The organism is Actinoplanes flavus, from assembly GCF_017592555.1.
GTDB classification, from domain to species: Bacteria; Actinomycetota; Actinomycetes; order Mycobacteriales; family Micromonosporaceae; genus Actinoplanes; species Actinoplanes flavus.
The window spans coordinates 434,729-450,919 of record NZ_JAGFNS010000002.1; the positions used below are offsets into that span (position 1 = coordinate 434,729).

Sequence of the window (16,191 nt, forward strand, 5' to 3'; positions counted from 1 at the left end):
GAAGAGGACCATCGTGCGCCTGATCTGGAACGGCCTCAACCGGCTGACCGCTCTGCTCCTTCTTCTCCTGCTCGCCCCGGTGATGCTGGCCCTGGCCGCCTGGATCCGGATCGCCGACGGCAAGGGTGTCCTCTTCGTCCAGGACCGGGCCGGCAAGGACGGCGTACCGTTCCGGATGCTCAAGTTCCGTTCGATGGTGCACAACTCGGTGGCCCTCAGCGCCGAGCTGGGCATCGACGACCCGTTCGGCCTGGTCGAGAACGACCCGCGGATCACCCGGTGCGGACGGTTCCTGCGGCGGACCAGCCTGGACGAGCTGCCCCAGCTGATCAACGTGCTGCGCGGGCAGATGAACCTGGTCGGCCCCCGCCCGGACGTGCTGCCGCAGGTCGCCTGCTACTCCCCGGAGGACGCCCGCCGCCTCGAGGTGAAGCCCGGCATCACCGGCTGGGCGCAGGTCAACGGCCGTGACGACATCGACTGGGCGCAGCGGTTCGTCCTGGACCGCTGGTACGTCGACAACTGGTCGCCCCTGCTCGACCTGAGGATCGTGTGGCGGACCGCGGTCAGCCTGAACCGGGACGAGCCGCCGGTCCACGTCGACCAGCTCAACATCGCCCGCCAGCAGGCCGTCGAGCCCACCGAGGAAGTCAGCCGTGTCGGCTGAGATCGGATCCGAGTTCCACTGGGACCCGGCCGCCCTGCTCAGCACCGAGCGGGGCGGCCTGCCCGGCTGGCTGCCCACCCGGCGGGCGCTGTTCGCCACCGGATGCGGCGCGATCGGCTCGCTGCTGGACCTGCTCGCCCCGGCCGGGCGGCTGCACGTGCCCACCTACTTCTGCATGGGTGTGGCCGAGGCGCTCTCCGCCCAGGTCCCGATCGCCTGGTACCGGCATCTGCCGGACGGGCACGGGCCGCGCTGGGACACGCTGCGCGCCGCGGACGGCGACGTGGTGCTGGCACAGAGCCTGTTCGGCCGCGACGACGGCGCCGCCTGGGACACGTGGATGAGCGCCCACCCCGGCGTCACGGTGGTCGAGGACCACTCGCACGACCCGTTCAGCGAGTGGGCCTGTGCCAGCACGGCGGCGTACGCGGTGGCCTCGCTCCGCAAGACGCTGCCGTTGCCGGACGGCGGTCTGCTGTGGTCGCCGCGCGGGCTCGACCTGCCCGTACCGGCCGGGCCGGCGTCCGGCGGCGCCGAGCTGAAACTGACCGCCATGCTGCTCAAGGCCGCCTGGCTGGACGGGCGGCCGGTGCCCAAGGACCACTTCCGTGACCTCCAGCAGCGTGGCGAGCACCGGTTGCTGGGCAGCGCGGCGGCCGCCTCCGCTTTCACCGCCGCGGTGCTGCCGGTCCTCGACGTCGCCGGGATCCGTGCGGCGAGCGCCCGCAACGCCGCCGAGATCGCGGCCGCCCTCCCCGGCCGGGTGACCTCCGACGGCTTCCGGGTCCAGCTCACCTGCCCCACCGGGGAGGTACGCGACGCGCTGCTCACCCACCTGGCCCGCCACGGGATCTACGCGCCGGTGCACTGGCGGCAGGACCGGGCCGGGTTCTGGAGCGGCGACGCGGAGGCGGCCGCCCTGGCCGAGCGGATGCTGACCCTGCCGGTCGACCACCGGTGCGGCCCGGGGGATCTGCGGCGTATCGCGGAGACCATCGAAGGATTCGCTCGCTTGGATCTTTTCCGGGTCATATGATCCGAGTGTGACCGATCGATCCACCGAGCGTGATCTTGTGGAGGTTGGGCGATGACCTCCATGAGCTGGTTCGCGCTGGGGATGGCGATCTTCGGGGCGTTCAGTTACGCCACCGGATCGATCCTGCAGGCCATCGGCGCCAAACGCAGCCACAGCACGGTCAGCACCCTCGGTCACCCGCTCTACCTGATCGGCATCGGGTTCGACATCGTCGCCTGGGTCGGCGCGATCGTCGCCCTCCAGCATCTCGCCGTCTACGTGGTCGAGTCGGTCCTGGCCGGCTCGCTCGCGGTCACCGCCGTCGCCGCGTGGCTGTTCCTCGGCTCCCGGCTGCGCCGCCGTGACGTGGCCGCCATCGTCTGCACCACCGCCGCCCTCGGCGTCCTGGCACTCTCCGCCGGGCAGCAGCACGAGATGCTGCCCTCCACCCGGGTGCGGATCGGCCTGGTCGCGGCGCTGCTGTGCCTGTGGGCGCTGGGCTGGGGCGCCACCAGGACCGGCCGGCCCGGCCTGATCGCCATGATCGGCGGCTTCTCCCTCGGCGGCGCGGCGATCTCCGGCCGCGCCCTCCAGTTCCCCGAGGAGGAGATGCGGCAGGCGTCCACCGCCGTGGTCACCGTGGTCACCGAGCCGGTCCTCTGGTGCATGATCCTGTTCGCGCTGACCGGCATGCTGCTCTACGCCAGCGCGCTCCAGGGCGGCGAGGTCGGCCGGGTCACCGCGGTCCACTGGACCGGCGAGGTGGTGCTGCCGTCGATCATCGCGCTCACCCTGATCGGCGACACCGTCCGCCCCGGCTGGGAGTGGGCCGCCCTGGCCGCCGGCGCGGTCACCGTCGGCTCCGCCATCGTGCTGGCCTCCGCGCCCGCCGCCGTCGCCCCGGCCGGCGACGAGCCCGCGCTCGCCCCCGCCGGCACGGCCGTGGTGGTGCCGCCGCCACGGGCCGGGCTCGCGCTGGTGCCCGCCGAGACGTGGCGGCTGGCCATCCCCGCCGAGGCGTATTGGCCGGCGCTCCAGCCGCCACTGGTCCGCGGCTACGGGACCATCATGTGGTGGGGCTCGCCGATCACACCGCAGCCATTGTGGATCCCGCCGGACCGCACCCTGAGCCCGCCCGGCGCCATCCCCTCCTGGGCCGGCCCGCAGCTGCCCGAGGCCCGCACCACCAGGCCGGCCCGGAACGGCCTGCGGCGCGCCCGCCGGCTCCCGGCCCGCCGGCACGCCGCACTCCCGGCCGGCCGGCACTCCGGGACACACGCGGCCTAGAAGTCACTCGATATACCGCACACGCTTCCTCCAGGCCGGCGAACCTCGTGGCCGGGACGCGACCCGGCGTTCCTGACCTCACGGAACGGACACATGACCAGCAACGGCGCCGGAGGGATCCCGGCCGTGCCCGGCTGGGTCGCCGCCCGCCCCGTCGTGGCACGGCGAATCAGCATCGGTCCGATCATCGCTCGGCTCCGGAATCGTCGCGGGTGCCAACCTTGGCCGGAGACGTGCCGGATCCGCCCACCTCGCCGATCCGCCGCAGTAGCATCGGGGGCACGGTGAGCTGCGATGGTGGTCGATATGAGTCTGCAGTGGTGGTCGATCGAGATCCTTGACGGGCCGATGTCGTCCGCCGAGCGATGGCGGGACGCGCACGAGCAGGTCCTGCTGCCCGCCGCGGTGTCCCACGGCGCCCAGCAGTGGGCGTGGCACCGGTTCCGCTGGGGCCTGCTTCTGGAGATCGCCTTCAAGGACGCCGAGGCCTGGCCCGCCTTCCGCGCGCTGCCCGCCGTCCAGGCCGCCCTCGACGCCGTCCCCGACCCGGTCAACGGCCTGCTCATCTACCCGGGCCGCGGCGGCAGCGCCGGCCGCCTCCAGCCGCGCCGCCCCCGCCCCACCTCCGGAGCCGGCGCCGCACCCGTGCCTCGTGAACCGGTCCGCACCCGCGTCACCCTCGCCGAGACCGAACCGGCCCCCACCCGCGGCGGGGTCCTCACCCACACCGCCTGACCAGCCTCGCTCCGCCCACGTCCCCGGCCGCCCGACGGCCGGGGACGTCTTTCACCCCGCGTCCCTCCAGCCAGGACGTTCCACTCACGCCCTTTCCCCGGTACGCGCATGGCGCTCCGCCGTGGGAGACCCGCGAGCATCTGCCCACTCCCGCCTTTGCCGCCGCCGCCGGGCTGAGCTGCCCACTCACGCCTCATCTCCCTTTCGGCTGGCCTCTTGAATCCGCTGAGACAGCCTGGGAGGGCGAGTGGGCAGCTCAGCCCGGCGGGCGCGGCAAAGGCCGGCGTGGCAATGGGTCGCGTGGCGCCGGCGGAGCGGGCGGAGTGTGGTCGGGGGCGGCTTCGCGCGTACCGGAAACGGGGTGTGGGGGGCGTCACGCGGAGGGAGGGGCGCGCCGCGGTGGATTTCGTCGGCCAAAGCCCGCGCCGGATCGTTAAGGGCAGAGCGCGGGAGACGCGTGAAGGGCCGGAGGGAGGCGTCGTGAGCGTCGGTGAGCTGGTACGAGCCGGTGAAGAGACCCCCATGCGGGTGCGGATCGCCGCATGGCTGGGCGCGCGCAGCCCGGAAGCGCTGCGGATCTCGCTCGGGATGATCCTGGTGATGTTTGGGAACCTGAAGTTCGTTCCGGGAGCGTCACCGGCCGAGGCGCTGGTGATGCGGACCGTGGATCTGCTGACGTTCGGGCTGATCGGCGGGCGTGCCGCGGTCGTCGGCACCGCCCTGGTGGAGGTCGCGCTCGGCGTGATCCTGATCAGCGGGATCGCGCTGCGGGCCGGGCTGACGCTGCTGCTGCCGGTGCTGGCCGGGATGATGTCGCCGCTGGTGCTGTTCCCGGCCGACCTGTTCGTGAACTTCCGGCCGACGCTGGAAGCCCAGTACATCATCAAGGACGTCGTCTTCGTGGCCGCCGCGGGCGTGCTGATCGCGCACGCGCTCGGGGCACGGATGGCGGTGCCGACTTCGCGGCGTCTCTGAACGGAAACCGGGCGCCCGGCGTAGACCCCAGCGAGACGTCATGCTGGGAGGTGGGCGCGATGGGGCTTTACGGGGACCCGGACGAGCTCGACCGGCTGGCCGCCCGGCTCCGGGAGAAGGCCGCGCGGATCCGTGACGAGGCGGCCACCCATGAGGCGCGCGGGCACGCCGCCGCGTGGGTGTCCGACGGGGCCGCCGCCTACCGGGAGCGGCTCAGCCGCGACCGGGCCGAAGTGGCCCGGCAGGCCGCCGGGATCGACCACGCGGCCGCGTTGCTCACCGAGCACGCCGAGAGCGTCCGGCAGATCATCGCCGACATCGCCCGCATCGAACGCGAGACCCGGCAGTGGTTCGTGGACACCGGGAAGAGCCTGGTGGACCGGGCCGACGACCTGATCGAGGCGGCCGGGCGCACCCTGCGGCGCGGGCTCACCGAACCGCCATGGGTCGACTGGCCGTTCCGGCCGGACAACCTGCCCGCCGCGGGCGACGTCCGGTGGCTCGAGGTGGGACGGTTCCTGCGCGGCGAGGGAGCGCTGTGACGGCGGCCCGGCGGCTCGTCCTCGACGGTGGTGAGCTGCTCGCGTATGCCGACGGGCTGGGGCTCGCGCTGCCGCCCGGGATCGTCCCCGGCGCCGTCGGTCCCGCCCCGGGCGTGCCGCCGGTGGGTGCGGCGCTCGCCGTCAACCTGACCGTGCTGGCCCGGCCGGTCGTGGCGGTACGGGTCGAGGCCGGGATCGGCGGACGGGCGCTGCGCGGCTGGTACGCGCTGGCCGGAATGTTCGGGGCGAGCCTGTTCGCGCTGCCCGGCGACCGGGCCGAACTGTCGCTGTTCCCGGCCGCGGAACTCGGGCGGGAACTGCTGCGGGCGGTACCCGACGAGCCGGCCTCCCTGCTGTCGGTGCTCAACCCGGGTGAGCCGCTCACCGGAACCGTGCCGCTGGACGAGCTGCGGGAACCCGACCCGGCCTGGTTCAGCCGGCTGCCGCAGGACACCACCGGACCGGTGGCCCGGGCCCGTGCCGTCACCCACGGGACGCTGTCGGCGCTGGTCACCGGCCGGGCGCCGGACTCCGGCGTGCTCGCCGGGCGGGTGGTGTGGCTGCGTACCGGCGACCGGTGGACCGGGATGCGGCCGATGCCCGGCCGGACGGTCCGGTTCGAGCCGGTCGAACCGGCCGACTTCCCGAGCTGGCTGGCCCCGGCGCTGGCCACCGTGCTGGCGGCCTCCCATGGCTGAACCGGAGATCACCGGCGGTGCGGGCGGGGTCAGCGCCGACTACGCCGACCTGGCCATGCTGGCCCGCGGCAGCGACGACCTGGCCCGCACCCTCGGCCGGATCAGTGTGGACTGCCACGCCGTCGCCGCCGACCCGGACGTCCTGGCCTCGGCGGTGCTGTCACCGGTCACCGCGGCCCGGTTCGAGGCGGCGCTGGTGGAGGTGCTCGACGGGCCGGGCGGGCTGAGCGGGCAGGCGGCCGAGTTCGGGGTACGGGCGGTGGGGCTGCGGGCGGCGGCGGCGTCGTACGAGGCCACCGACGCCGCCGGGGCCGCCCTGATCGACGCGGTCCGGTGGAGCGCCGGAGCGATGGCGCCGGTGACGCTGCCGGCCGGGATCGCCGGGCTGCTGATCACCGACCCGGGCATCGTGACCGGGCTGATCGACGATCCGGGTTCGTTCCAGCGGATCATCACCGATCATCCGGGCATCGTGGACGCGGTCGTGGGTGGGGCGCCGGGGCTGTTGGGGGTGCTCACCGGGGGTGGGGTGGTCACCGACGTGAAGGGCGGGGCGGACCTGGTCGCCGGCCTCTACCCGGACGGAACGCCGACGGTCACCGAGATCGACGGCGTCGCCGACGACGCTCGTGCGCGGACGGTGCCGAGGAATGTGGGGGACATCTTCGAAGGTCTCGACTACCGGAACAGCACCGTGAGCGAAGGACAGCCGGACCGGATCGACGTGAAGCGGATCGTCGGCCCGGACGGAACGAAGTCGTTCATCGTGAACCTGCCCGGCACCAAGGACTGGAACCTGCCCACCGACGGATTCAACCGTGAACTGAACGATCTCGGCACGAATGTGCACGTGCTCGGCGGCGACGTGACCGCCCGGGAACGCGCGATCGCGATGGCGCTGCACCAGGCCGGCGCCGGCAGCGCCGATCCCGTGATGCTGGTCGGGCATTCACAGGGTGGCATGGTGGCGATGCAGGCCGCGCACGACCGGGGGACCGCCGATTTCGACTTCAACGTCACCCACGTGGTGACGGCCGGCTCACCGGTCGGCCGCATCGCCGTTCCGGACGACGTGCAGGTGCTCTCCCTGGAGAACAAGCACGACATCGTGCCGCACCTCGACGCGGCCGACAATCCCGACCGGCCCAACCGGACGACCGTGACTTTCGGCGACCAACATGGAACGTTCGAGGGCAACCATGGAACCACCGAGTCGTACCTGCCGGCCGGTCAGGATCTCGACGCGAGTTCCCACCCGTCGGTGGTGGGTTTCCGGGACAGTGCCTCCGCCTTCCTTCCCTCCGGCGACGCGACCGTGACATCCCGCGTCTTCGAACTGAGCCGTGAACCATGACAGGAGGAACCGTGAACCGCCGTTGGGCGCTGATCGCCGTCGTGTTGGTGTTCCTCGGAATCGCGGGCTGCGCCCAGAGCCCGGAGGACCGTGAGCAGAACAATGCCGTGACGGAGCGGATGGAGGCGGTGCTGGCCGAGAACCCGGACGTCGTGCGGACAAGGCTGACCTACCAGAACAACATCACGGCCGGGAAGTCGCTGGATGCCAGTGTCGGGGTCGGCAAGGGTGCCGACCTGGCGCCGATCGCCGAGGAGACCATCAAGGTGATCTGGACGAGTGAGCTGGCCCCGTTGCGGAACGTGACGGTGTATGTCTGGGACACCACCGACGACACCCGCCACGACGAGCGCCGGCTGAACTTCGAGGACGCGGCGCTGACCGCGGAGCTGGAGGGGAAATACGGGCCGCGGCCCGTCTAATCACCATTCGTCACTACTGAGGGTTTTCTTCGCGTCACGCTCCGGATGAGACTGGCCGTGACTAGTGAAGGAGGCGCCATGGGCAACAGAGCCGTTGTCTACCAGGGCCCCGGACGGGTCGAGGTGCACGACATCGACTACCCCGGGTACGAGATGAGGGACGGGCCGGGGGTCAACAAGGAGAACGTGGGCCGCCGGACCCCGCACGGAGCGATCCTCAAGACCCTGGTCAGCAACATCTGCGGCAGCGACCAGCACATGGTCCGCGGCCGGACCACCGCTCCGGAGGGGCTGGTCCTCGGGCACGAGATCACCGGTGAGGTGGTGGACGTCGGGCCCGACGTGGAGTTCGTGCGGGTCGGCGACATCGTGTCGGTGCCGTTCAACATCTCCTGCGGCCGGTGCCGCAACTGCAAGGAGCGCAAGACCGGCGTGTGTCTCAACGTCAACCCCGACAGACCCGGATCAGCGTACGGGTATGTCGACATGGGCGGCTGGGTCGGCGGCCAGGCGGAGTACGTGATGGTCCCGTACGCCGACTGGAACCTGCTCCGCTTCCCGGACCGCGACCAGGCCCTGGAGAAGATCCTCGACCTGGCCATGCTCAGCGACATCTTCCCGACCGGCTACCACGGCTGTGTGAGCGCGGGCGTGACCACCGGCTCGACCGTCTACATCGCCGGCGCCGGACCGGTCGGGCTGGCCGCCGCCACCTCGGCGTTCCTGCTCGGCGCGGCGGTCGTCATCGTCGGCGACCTCAACGACGAGCGGCTCGCGCAGGCCCGCGGCTTCGGCTGCGAGACGATCAACGTGGCGCACGGTGACCCGGTCGAGCAGGTGCAGCAGATCCTCGGGCGGGCGGCTCCCGCGATCGGGCAGCCGCTTGTCGACTCGGCCGTCGACGCGGTCGGATTCGAGGCCCGGGGGCATGGGCGGGACTCGTCGACCGAGATGCCGGCCACCGTCCTGAACTCGCTGATGAACCTCACCCGGGCGGGCGGGGCGATCGGCGTACCCGGTCTGTATGTGACCGGTGACCCGGGCGGGGTCGACGAGGCCGCGCGGGTCGGATCGCTGTCGTTGCGGCTCGGCCTGGGCTGGGCGAAGTCGCACTCCTTCGTCACCGGCCAGTGCCCGGTGATGAAGTACAACCACCAGCTCATGATGGCGATCCTGCACGACCGGGTGCGGATCGCGCGCAACGTCAACGCCACGCCGATCCCCCTGGACGAGGCTCCGCGGGGATACCAGGAGTTCGACCAGGGGGCGGCCCGCAAGTACGTGCTGGACCCGCACGGCGTACTGCGTCAGGGAACCGTGACGGTCAGGTCGGCCACGTAGCCGGCCGACACCGAACCGGTCACGGTCGCCATCTGGGTGGCGGCCAGGTCGTCACCGAACACCATGTCACCGGCCAGGGTGATCCGGCTCAGGTTGGTGACGCTCTGCGAATAGCCGGTCGCGCTGCTGTAGACCGTCCGGGAGACGGACTCCGGCAGCGCGATCTGCGAGGTCTTCCGGATCGGCCCGGACGCGCTGGTGGCCGCGGCGAGCGACGAGTACACCTCGAAGTGGACGTGCGGCCACCGGCCCGCGTAGCAGCCCGGGTAGATGCTGGTGAACGTCACCGTGCCGGACGAGTTGGTCACCTGGATGCCGCGCAGGTAGTTCTGGTTCGTGACACCGGACGAGTAGAGCGAGTAGCGCCCGGCCCGGTCGCAGTGCCAGGCGTAGACCGCCGCGCCGACGGTCGGTGTGCAGGCCGCGTTCAGCACGGTCAGGGAGAACTGCAACGGTACGCCCGGTGCGGTGGTGGTCGACGTGCCGAACGACGACCGGATGTCACCGCGCACGATGCCGGAGAGCACGCGTACGTTGGGGCCGTTCGAGCCGTCGGCCGGGTACGGTCCCGCGGTCTCCGAGTCGACCTCCGCGGCGCAGGCGGCGACGGCCGGGTCCGCGGTGCCGTTGATCAGGGCGCCGCCGGCCACGGCCAGGGCACCGGCCCCGCCGATCGTGGACAGCATCCGCCGCCGGGTCATGACGGGTAGGTCGTAGGTGAGGCCCTTGTCGTGCACCTCACGTACGAAGGCTTCGTTGTCCTGCATGGGGTTCCTCCTTCTGCCGTTGGGGGAACCGCATCGAAACATCGAAGTCTATGAATGACCTGTGGTTGATCTCCGGGTGGGCATACCGGCTGGGTCATCTCTTGCCTCCGAGGAAAGAGTTCGTGTATCTTTCCCCTCAGGAAACATTTGCCTACGGGGAAGGTGTCCGACATGGATGTCGACGAGGCGTCGAAGGCGCTGGCCGAGATGCAACGGCGTAACGAGCAGACGCTGCGGCAGGGGAGTCCCAGCCGGCTCCCAGCGTGGTACACGTTCGGCTCCGCGGCCGCCCTCATGCTGATCTGGGCCAGTGGCGATGTGGACGGCTGGCTCGAAGTGGCGATGATCGCCGGCGGGGTCGGCGCCACCCTCGCCCTGACCCGGCTCCTCGAGCGCATCACCGGCGTGCGGTTGCGGGCGCGGGCTCTGCGGATCGGGCCGATCGCGCTGCTCATCACGGCCATGCTGATCGTCAGCATCGTGGTGGGCTCGGTGATGCGGCTGTATGACATCGCCGCGTCCAACACCATCGGTGGCCTGGCCGCGTCGATCGTGCTGATCCTGGCCGGGGGGTCGGCGCAGGCCGCCGCGGCCCGGCCCCGGAAGCGGCCATGAGCGGCGGGCGACCAGAGGGCTTCAACGAGCTGCTGCACTTCCCGGTCCGGCTCTCGATCGTGTCGCTGCTCGCTCCGGCCGTGCACGTCGAGTTCAGCTTCCTGCGTGAGGCGACCGGGCTCAGCGACTCCGCACTGAGCAAGCAGCTGACGAGCCTCCAGGAGGCGGGCTACGTCGAGGTCCGCCGCACCGGCCGCCGGGCCACCGCCGCCCTCACCGCCGAGGGCCGCCGAGCCCTGGCCGAACACGCGGCCGCGCTCCGAGCCCTGCTCGGCGCCGCCTTCGACGGCGCCCCACCAGAGACACCGGCCGGCGAGGCCCTCCGGCCATGACCGCCGGTCAGGTCATGGGTTGCTCTCGGACGTGCCGATCCAGCCGTTGAGCATGCGAGCACAACCCTCGGTGTCCGGGTGCTCCGGCCCGAGCACTGTTCTGAACTCCTCCACTGCCCTACTGAGGAGCGCGATCGCGTCGTCCGTGCGACCGTCCTGTTGGTAGGAGGCGGCGAGGTTGGCGCGGGCAAGGATGGTGTCGGGGTGCTGGTCGCCGAGGACGCGTTCGCTGTCGGTCAGGACCTGTTCTTCGAGGGCGATCGCGGCGTGGGTGCGGCCGTCCTCCCAACAGGAGAAGGCGAGGTCGGCGCGGGCGCCGATGGTTTCCGGGTGTTGATCCCCGAGGAGACGCGCAGCCTTCTCGCTGACGGGCCGCTGGTATTCGATCGCGGATCGGTGCAGGCCCGCATTCGAGAAGCTCTCCCATACGGTGTAGGGAAGGCTGTGGACCTCGGGTAGCCAGAGCGCCGACCCGGAGACCTCCTGCAGGGCGACGCCGTTGGAGCGCAGGGCGGTGGTGAGGTCGGTGATCACGTGGTCGTCCTCGGGCCATATCTCGAGTAGGGCGTCGGCGGCCGCACGGGCGGCGGGAGCGAGGTCGTCGGCTGACTCTCGCGCGGCTCGTGCCGTGAGGGCGTGGATGCGCACTGCCCGGGTGCTGTCGCCGGGGGTGTGGTCGACCAGGCCGTAGCGGTGGAGGAGCCGGAGCGCCTCGCGCGCCTGGGCGCCGGTGACCAGTGAGCCGGTGGCCGCGATCAGATATTCGGTCACCGTGGATGTCGTCCAGAACGCCTCGGGGTGGCCCGCCGGGTCGAGGAGCGACGCGAGCGTCAGTGCCGGGCGGGCCAGGCCGGCGGGATCGGCGGTCTCGGCCGCCTGCAAGGTCAGCAGCATGGTGGTCGCCACCGGGCGGGTGTGGTCGTCGGGTCTGCTGTCGGCGGGCATCAGCTGGGTCAGGTGCTGGTTGCTGTCGCGGTAGCGGGACAGGTAGGTGCGGCAGGGCAGCGCCTGGTTGATCAGATAGGCGGCGGCGTGGGACAGCGCGAGCGGCAGATGGCCGAGGGCATCGGCGAGCTCCGCCAGCGAGTCGTCGAGGCAGATGGCGCGGTCGGCCCTGGTAAGGCGGTCGGTGAGGTAGGCGATCGACTCGTCCGGGTCGTACACGTCGATGTCGATCTTCTGGCGGCCGCTGCCGAGGATGGTCGCGTCCTGGAGGCGCGTGGTGGCGAGGGTCCAGCCGGTGGGCCGGGCCGGAGGCCACAGTTCCGCGATGTGGTCGGAGTCGGTGATGTCGTCCAGGACGATCAGCCAGGTCAGGTCGGTCGTGTGCAGCCAGTCCAGGAAGGCGACGGCGTCGGCGCTCTCGTCGGTCCCGGAGACGCCGGTGGCCCCCACCCGCTCGGCGGCTCGGGCGTAAGCGGCGAGGATCTGGTCGGGGCTGCTCGCGGGGACCCAGACCACCAGGTCGGTCTCCTTCTCCGCGATGGCCTGGTGAGCGGACCACGCGGCCAGTTGGGACTTACCGACTCCGCCGCCGCCGGACAGGACGCGGGCCGCGCTGTCGGCGTCGTCCTCGCCGAGCACCACGTCGGCGCCCGCGCCGCGGGCCGCGGTGATGCGTTCGCGCAGGCCGGTGCGCGGTTGGAAGGCCGCGGCCAGCGGCGGGATCATGCCCACGCACTCCGGATGCGGCCCGGTGGCGTTGCCGCCTGTGGGGACCGGTTTCGGCTGGGTGGCGTTGCCGCCTTCCGCCGGCTCTGGTGAGGCTGCGGCGGTGGGCGATCCCACCGTGACGGCGATGTCGGCGGCGGTGGGCGATCCCACCGCGACGGCGGTGTCGGCGGCGGTGGGCGGTGGGGAGAGTGGGATGAGATGGGTGGCGGCGAACGTGACCAGGGCGACCGCGACGGCGATCGCGCCGGCCAGCTGGTCGGCGATCTCCAGGCCGGCGCCGAAGAGCAGGGCGGAAAGGCAGGCCACGACGGCGGCGAAGAGGAGGCGGCCGACCAGGATCGCGCGGGGGGTACGGGGCGGCATGGGCGGCGGCCTTCCGGCGGGCTGATGCTGGGAACGGCCAGTTTAGGAATACCGGTCCAGGCGGGACACTCGTCGATCGGGTCAGTAGTAGACGTCCTCGTGGGATCTGTCGTAGTCGCGGATCTCGGTCAGGCGGTTCTCGGTGAGCAGGCGGGCCCAGGCCGGGTTGCCGAGGAGGATCCGGCCAGCGGCGACGAGGTCGTACTCGCCGGTGGCCAGGCCCGCGGTCAGGCGGGGCAGCTGGGGAAAGGCGCTGGTCAGGCCGACCGAGCCGACGGTGATCGACGGGCGGCCGGTCAGCTTCTTCGCCCAGCCGGCCAGGTTGAGCTCGGAGCCGGGGAAGGCCGGTTCCCAGAAGCGGCGCTGGGAGGCGTGGAAGGCGTCGGCGCCGGCGTCCGCGAGCACCGTGAGGATCTCGGCGAGCTCGTGGGGGGACTGGGCGATGCAGGCCTGGTAGTCGCGTTCCTTGAACTGGGAGAAGCGGAAGATCACCGGCAGTTCGGCGCGGACCGCGCGGATCACCTCGGCCGGGAAGGCGGCGCGGCGGGCGGGGGAGCCGCCGAAGGCGTCGGTGCGGTGGTTGGTGACCGGCCACAGGAACTCGTCCAGGAGATAGCCGTGCGCGCCGTGGATCTCCACGGCGTCGAAACCGGCGCGGGCCGCCACCCGGGCCGCCTCGGCGAAGGCCGCCACGACGGTGTCGATGTCGGCGGTGGACATGGCGTGACCGCCCACCCCGGACGGGGTCCACGCCTCGACGCCGTCGACCGGGCGGCGTTCGCTGCCGAGATGCCACAGTTGGGTGGCGATCCGGCCGCCCACGGCGTGGACCGCGGCGGTCACGGCGCGCCAGCCCGCCTCGGCGGGGCCCGCCGTCATCCGCGGGACGGTGGTCTCGTGGCTCGCGCTCGGGTGGCCGACCAGGGTGCCCTCGGTGACGATCAGGCCGACGCCGTTCTCGGCCCGGCGGCGGTAGTAGCCGGCGACCTCCGCGGTGGGCACGCCACCGGGGGAGCGGAAACGGGTCATCGGCGCCATCACGAAACGGTTCGGCAGGTTCAGCCCGGCGAACGTGAACGGGGCGGTAATGGTGGGCGTGGTGGTTGTCGTGGGCATGGGGTGACGCTAAGACTTGACACTGATGTGAGGGTCAAGCGTTGTGAGCCGGGAGACAGCATGCGGATCGGGGAACTCAGCGCCGCCACCGGCGCCAGCGCGCGGTCGCTGCGCTACTACGAGGAGCAGGGACTGCTCGGCAGTGAGCGCGGCACGGGCGGGCAGCGGCACTATCCGGCGGCGGCGCCCGAGCGGGTGGGCCTGATCCGGACGCTGCTGGCGGCCGGGCTGTCGACCGCCACGATCCGGGACGTGCTGCCGTGCGTGGCCGACGAGGCGATCCGTACGCCGTGGCTGGCCGGCCGGCTGGGCGAGGAGTTGCGCCGGGTGGAGGCGCAGATGGCCGACCTGCACCGCACCCGGGACATCCTGGCCGGCCTGGTGGAACGGTACGCGGTCAGCGGGCAACCGTGATCATTCCCCGGCCGGCGATCCGGGCGAGGGTGATCCGGTCGATCTCGGTGTAGGGCTGTCTCGTTCCGGGCAGGGCGTCGGCCAGCGTCCGTACGGTCAGGGTGGTGGTCCGGCCCGGGGCGGCCGGGACCACGTCGACGGCCAGGAAGGCGTAGGCGTCGTAGCGGACCTGCGACCAGTCGATCGCCTCCGGCACCCGTACCCCCGCCTTTTGGCCTGATTTTCCGACCACCGTCTCGGCGCCGGACCAGACGTAGCTGTTGTCGACGCTCGCCGTGGTGTTCTCCGGGCTTTTCGGACGGTGACCGCGGTAGCGCTCGCCCTCGGGCAGTTCGCGCGCGCCGGACGACCTCACCCCGGGCGGGGCCGGCGCCTCCGGGCCGGGCGCCGGGCGGAACGGGGAGCGGAGCCGCCCGCCGGAACCGGCGCAGAGGTAGGTGACCCCGTCCTCGGCCGGGTGGATCGTGGAACCGTCCGGCGCGGAGCGGGTCCTGCGGCCGTACCGGATCGGGTCGGTCCGTTCGAGCTGGTGGTTGTGGCCCTGGATGGCCAGGTCCACCCGGTATGTCGAGAAGAGCGGGTCGAGGGCGTCGCGGACACCGCCGTCGGAGGCGTGCTTGTCCGAGGTCGCGTAGGCGCACTGGTGGAAGAACGCGACGATGAAGTCGACCGTGGTCCCGGACCGCCATTCCCGCAGCACCGACTCCACCCAGCGCACCTGCCGGCCGCCGGAGTAGCCGGTGTTGGTCTGGAGTTCGGCGCACAGGTCGTTGGCGTCGATCGCCAGGAAGCCGACGTTGCCGTAGACGAACCGGTAGGCCGACGGGCAGGATGCCGGGCCGTTGCCGGGCAGGTCCAGCCGGGCGCGATGGCCGCCGTAGCCGTGGTCGCCGTGGATCGGCTCCATGTCGTGGTTGCCGGTGGTGAACATCCATGGGACGGAGGCGGCCAGCGGTTCGATCTGGTCGAGGAAGACGTCCCACACGTACGGGTTGAAGAGGTTCCTGCCGGGCGGCGCGGTGCGCGACATGGCCATGCTGTCGTCGGCGGGCAGCCCCTGCCCGCTCGGGTTGGCGTAGCAGATGTCTCCGGCGACCAGCGTGAACACCGGGTTCTGGGTGCGCATCAGGCCGACCTGGGTGACCGCCGGCCACGGGTCGGCGCCACCGGCCCCGGCCACCGGATCGGTGCTCGGGTAGGAGTTGTTGTCGAAGACGGCGGCCGGCCAGGCGCCCCCGGCCCGGCGGACCACGGCCGGCTGCTGATGCCAGGAGTGCCGCGGGTCGGTCGGCGCCGTGTGGGTGCCGAGGTCGGCGACCGCGGTGAAGGTGAACGGCGCGGCCGCCGGCCCGGGGGCGGCGGTGAAGTGGGCGTCCCCGGTGACGGTGCCGTCGGAGAGGCGGATCCGGTAGTGGTGCACGGCGCCCGGCGCCAGCCGCTCCATCACCGCCTTGACGTAGAACTGGCTGCACACCGGGCCGCCGGCGATCGCGTCGCTGCCGGTCAGGTGACGGATCTCGGCCGGGAAGCGGCTGCCGTAGTCGCCCGGCGCGGTACCCACCTCGACGACCGCCCGCAGCCCGGCCGGCGGCCTGCCGGTCCTGCTCACGAGCTGGGCGGTGACCGCCATCGCCCGCCGCGGCACGCCGTCGGCCCCGGGCACGAACGACAGGTGACGGCCGGAGACCACCACCCCGGCCCGCCCGGCCGTGCCGCCGGCGGCCGCGAACGCCGCACCGGCCAGCCGGTACTGGGCGTACACCAGAGCGCCGCCGGTCAGTGCGGCCCGCAGCGCGGCCCGCCGGCTGACCCGGTGCCGGGCCAGGATCCGGTCGTTCCGCTCGGTGTACTCGTCGATCGTCCCGGGACCCATG

Annotated in this window: 17 protein-coding genes; 13 read left to right on the forward strand and 4 right to left on the reverse strand. The window is 72.2% G+C overall.

What is annotated here, in order from left to right; translation table 11 throughout:
* Positions 1–13: 13 nt before the first annotated feature.
* The 10 genes from J5X75_RS05030 (at position 14) to fdhA (ending at position 9,036) form a co-directional block, all read left to right on the forward strand.
* On the forward strand, positions 14–667 hold the full coding sequence (locus J5X75_RS05030; RefSeq protein WP_307797923.1) for a sugar transferase: 654 nt from the start codon (positions 14–16) through the stop codon (positions 665–667).
* Positions 657–1,703 (forward strand): hypothetical protein, encoded by a 1,047-nt coding sequence (locus J5X75_RS05035; RefSeq protein ID WP_208466074.1) that lies wholly within the window; start codon positions 657–659, stop codon positions 1,701–1,703. Before J5X75_RS05030 ends, J5X75_RS05035 begins: the two co-directional genes overlap by 11 nt.
* Before the next feature lie 51 nt (positions 1,704–1,754).
* On the forward strand, positions 1,755–2,969 hold the full coding sequence (locus J5X75_RS05040) for a DMT family transporter (protein ID WP_208466075.1): 1,215 nt from the start codon (positions 1,755–1,757) through the stop codon (positions 2,967–2,969).
* 306 nt (positions 2,970–3,275) lie between these two features.
* Entirely contained in the window at positions 3,276–3,704 is a 429-nt protein-coding gene (locus J5X75_RS05045) for a hypothetical protein (RefSeq protein WP_208466076.1), read from the forward strand.
* Between the two features lie 480 nt (positions 3,705–4,184).
* Complete coding sequence (locus tag J5X75_RS05050) at positions 4,185–4,679, forward strand: DoxX family protein (RefSeq protein ID WP_208466077.1); 495 nt, start codon at positions 4,185–4,187, stop codon at positions 4,677–4,679.
* Positions 4,680–4,738: 59 nt separating this feature from the next.
* A complete protein-coding gene (locus tag J5X75_RS05055) occupies positions 4,739–5,221 on the forward strand; it encodes a WXG100 family type VII secretion target (RefSeq protein ID WP_208466078.1) in 483 nt (160 codons plus the stop codon).
* Positions 5,218–5,919, forward strand: coding sequence for a hypothetical protein (locus J5X75_RS05060; RefSeq protein WP_208466079.1), 702 nt, complete (start codon positions 5,218–5,220; stop codon positions 5,917–5,919). The genes J5X75_RS05055 and J5X75_RS05060 overlap by 4 nt, the downstream gene beginning before the upstream one ends.
* The gene (locus tag J5X75_RS05065) at positions 5,912–7,273 is read left to right on the forward strand and encodes an esterase/lipase family protein (RefSeq protein ID WP_208466080.1); all 1,362 of its coding nucleotides are present in this window, start codon (positions 5,912–5,914) and stop codon (positions 7,271–7,273) included. Before J5X75_RS05060 ends, J5X75_RS05065 begins: the two co-directional genes overlap by 8 nt.
* Positions 7,274–7,284: 11 nt before the next feature.
* Positions 7,285–7,695: a hypothetical protein gene (locus tag J5X75_RS05070; protein ID WP_208466081.1), complete on the forward strand. Its 411-nt coding sequence runs from the start codon at positions 7,285–7,287 to the stop codon at positions 7,693–7,695.
* A 78-nt stretch (positions 7,696–7,773) separates the two neighbouring features.
* Positions 7,774–9,036, forward strand: a complete 1,263-nt coding sequence (gene fdhA / locus J5X75_RS05075; protein WP_208466082.1) for a formaldehyde dehydrogenase, glutathione-independent — start codon at positions 7,774–7,776, stop codon at positions 9,034–9,036.
* Here fdhA and J5X75_RS05080 read toward each other — a convergent pair.
* Positions 9,003–9,803: a dioxygenase family protein gene (locus J5X75_RS05080; RefSeq protein ID WP_208466083.1), complete on the reverse strand. Its 801-nt coding sequence runs from the start codon at positions 9,801–9,803 to the stop codon at positions 9,003–9,005. The genes fdhA and J5X75_RS05080 overlap by 34 nt on opposite strands.
* 171 nt (positions 9,804–9,974) lie before the next feature.
* On the opposite strand from J5X75_RS05080, the gene J5X75_RS05085 reads away from it, so the two are divergent.
* Positions 9,975–10,418 carry a hypothetical protein gene (locus J5X75_RS05085; protein WP_208466084.1) on the forward strand — a complete coding sequence of 148 codons (444 nt, stop codon included), beginning with the start codon at positions 9,975–9,977 and terminating at the stop codon, positions 10,416–10,418.
* Positions 10,415–10,750: a transcriptional regulator gene (locus J5X75_RS05090; protein ID WP_208466085.1), complete on the forward strand. Its 336-nt coding sequence runs from the start codon at positions 10,415–10,417 to the stop codon at positions 10,748–10,750. Before J5X75_RS05085 ends, J5X75_RS05090 begins: the two co-directional genes overlap by 4 nt.
* Before the next feature lie 12 nt (positions 10,751–10,762).
* Here J5X75_RS05090 and J5X75_RS05095 read toward each other — a convergent pair whose 3' ends face one another.
* Both J5X75_RS05095 and J5X75_RS05100 read right to left on the reverse strand, forming a co-directional pair.
* Positions 10,763–12,787, reverse strand: coding sequence for a tetratricopeptide repeat protein (locus tag J5X75_RS05095; RefSeq protein ID WP_208466086.1), 2,025 nt, complete (start codon positions 12,785–12,787; stop codon positions 10,763–10,765).
* 81 nt (positions 12,788–12,868) lie between these two features.
* Entirely contained in the window at positions 12,869–13,903 is a 1,035-nt protein-coding gene (locus J5X75_RS05100; protein ID WP_208466087.1) for an oxidoreductase, read from the reverse strand.
* 60 nt (positions 13,904–13,963) lie between these two features.
* Here J5X75_RS05100 and J5X75_RS05105 point away from each other — a divergent pair, with 60 nt between their 5' ends.
* On the forward strand, positions 13,964–14,317 hold the full coding sequence (locus tag J5X75_RS05105) for a MerR family transcriptional regulator (protein ID WP_208466088.1): 354 nt from the start codon (positions 13,964–13,966) through the stop codon (positions 14,315–14,317).
* Here J5X75_RS05105 and J5X75_RS05110 read toward each other — a convergent pair.
* Complete coding sequence (locus J5X75_RS05110) at positions 14,301–16,190, reverse strand: purple acid phosphatase family protein (protein WP_208466089.1); 1,890 nt, start codon at positions 16,188–16,190, stop codon at positions 14,301–14,303. The two genes, J5X75_RS05105 and J5X75_RS05110, sit on opposite strands and share 17 nt — an antisense overlap.
* Between the last annotated feature and the right edge of the window lies 1 nt (position 16,191).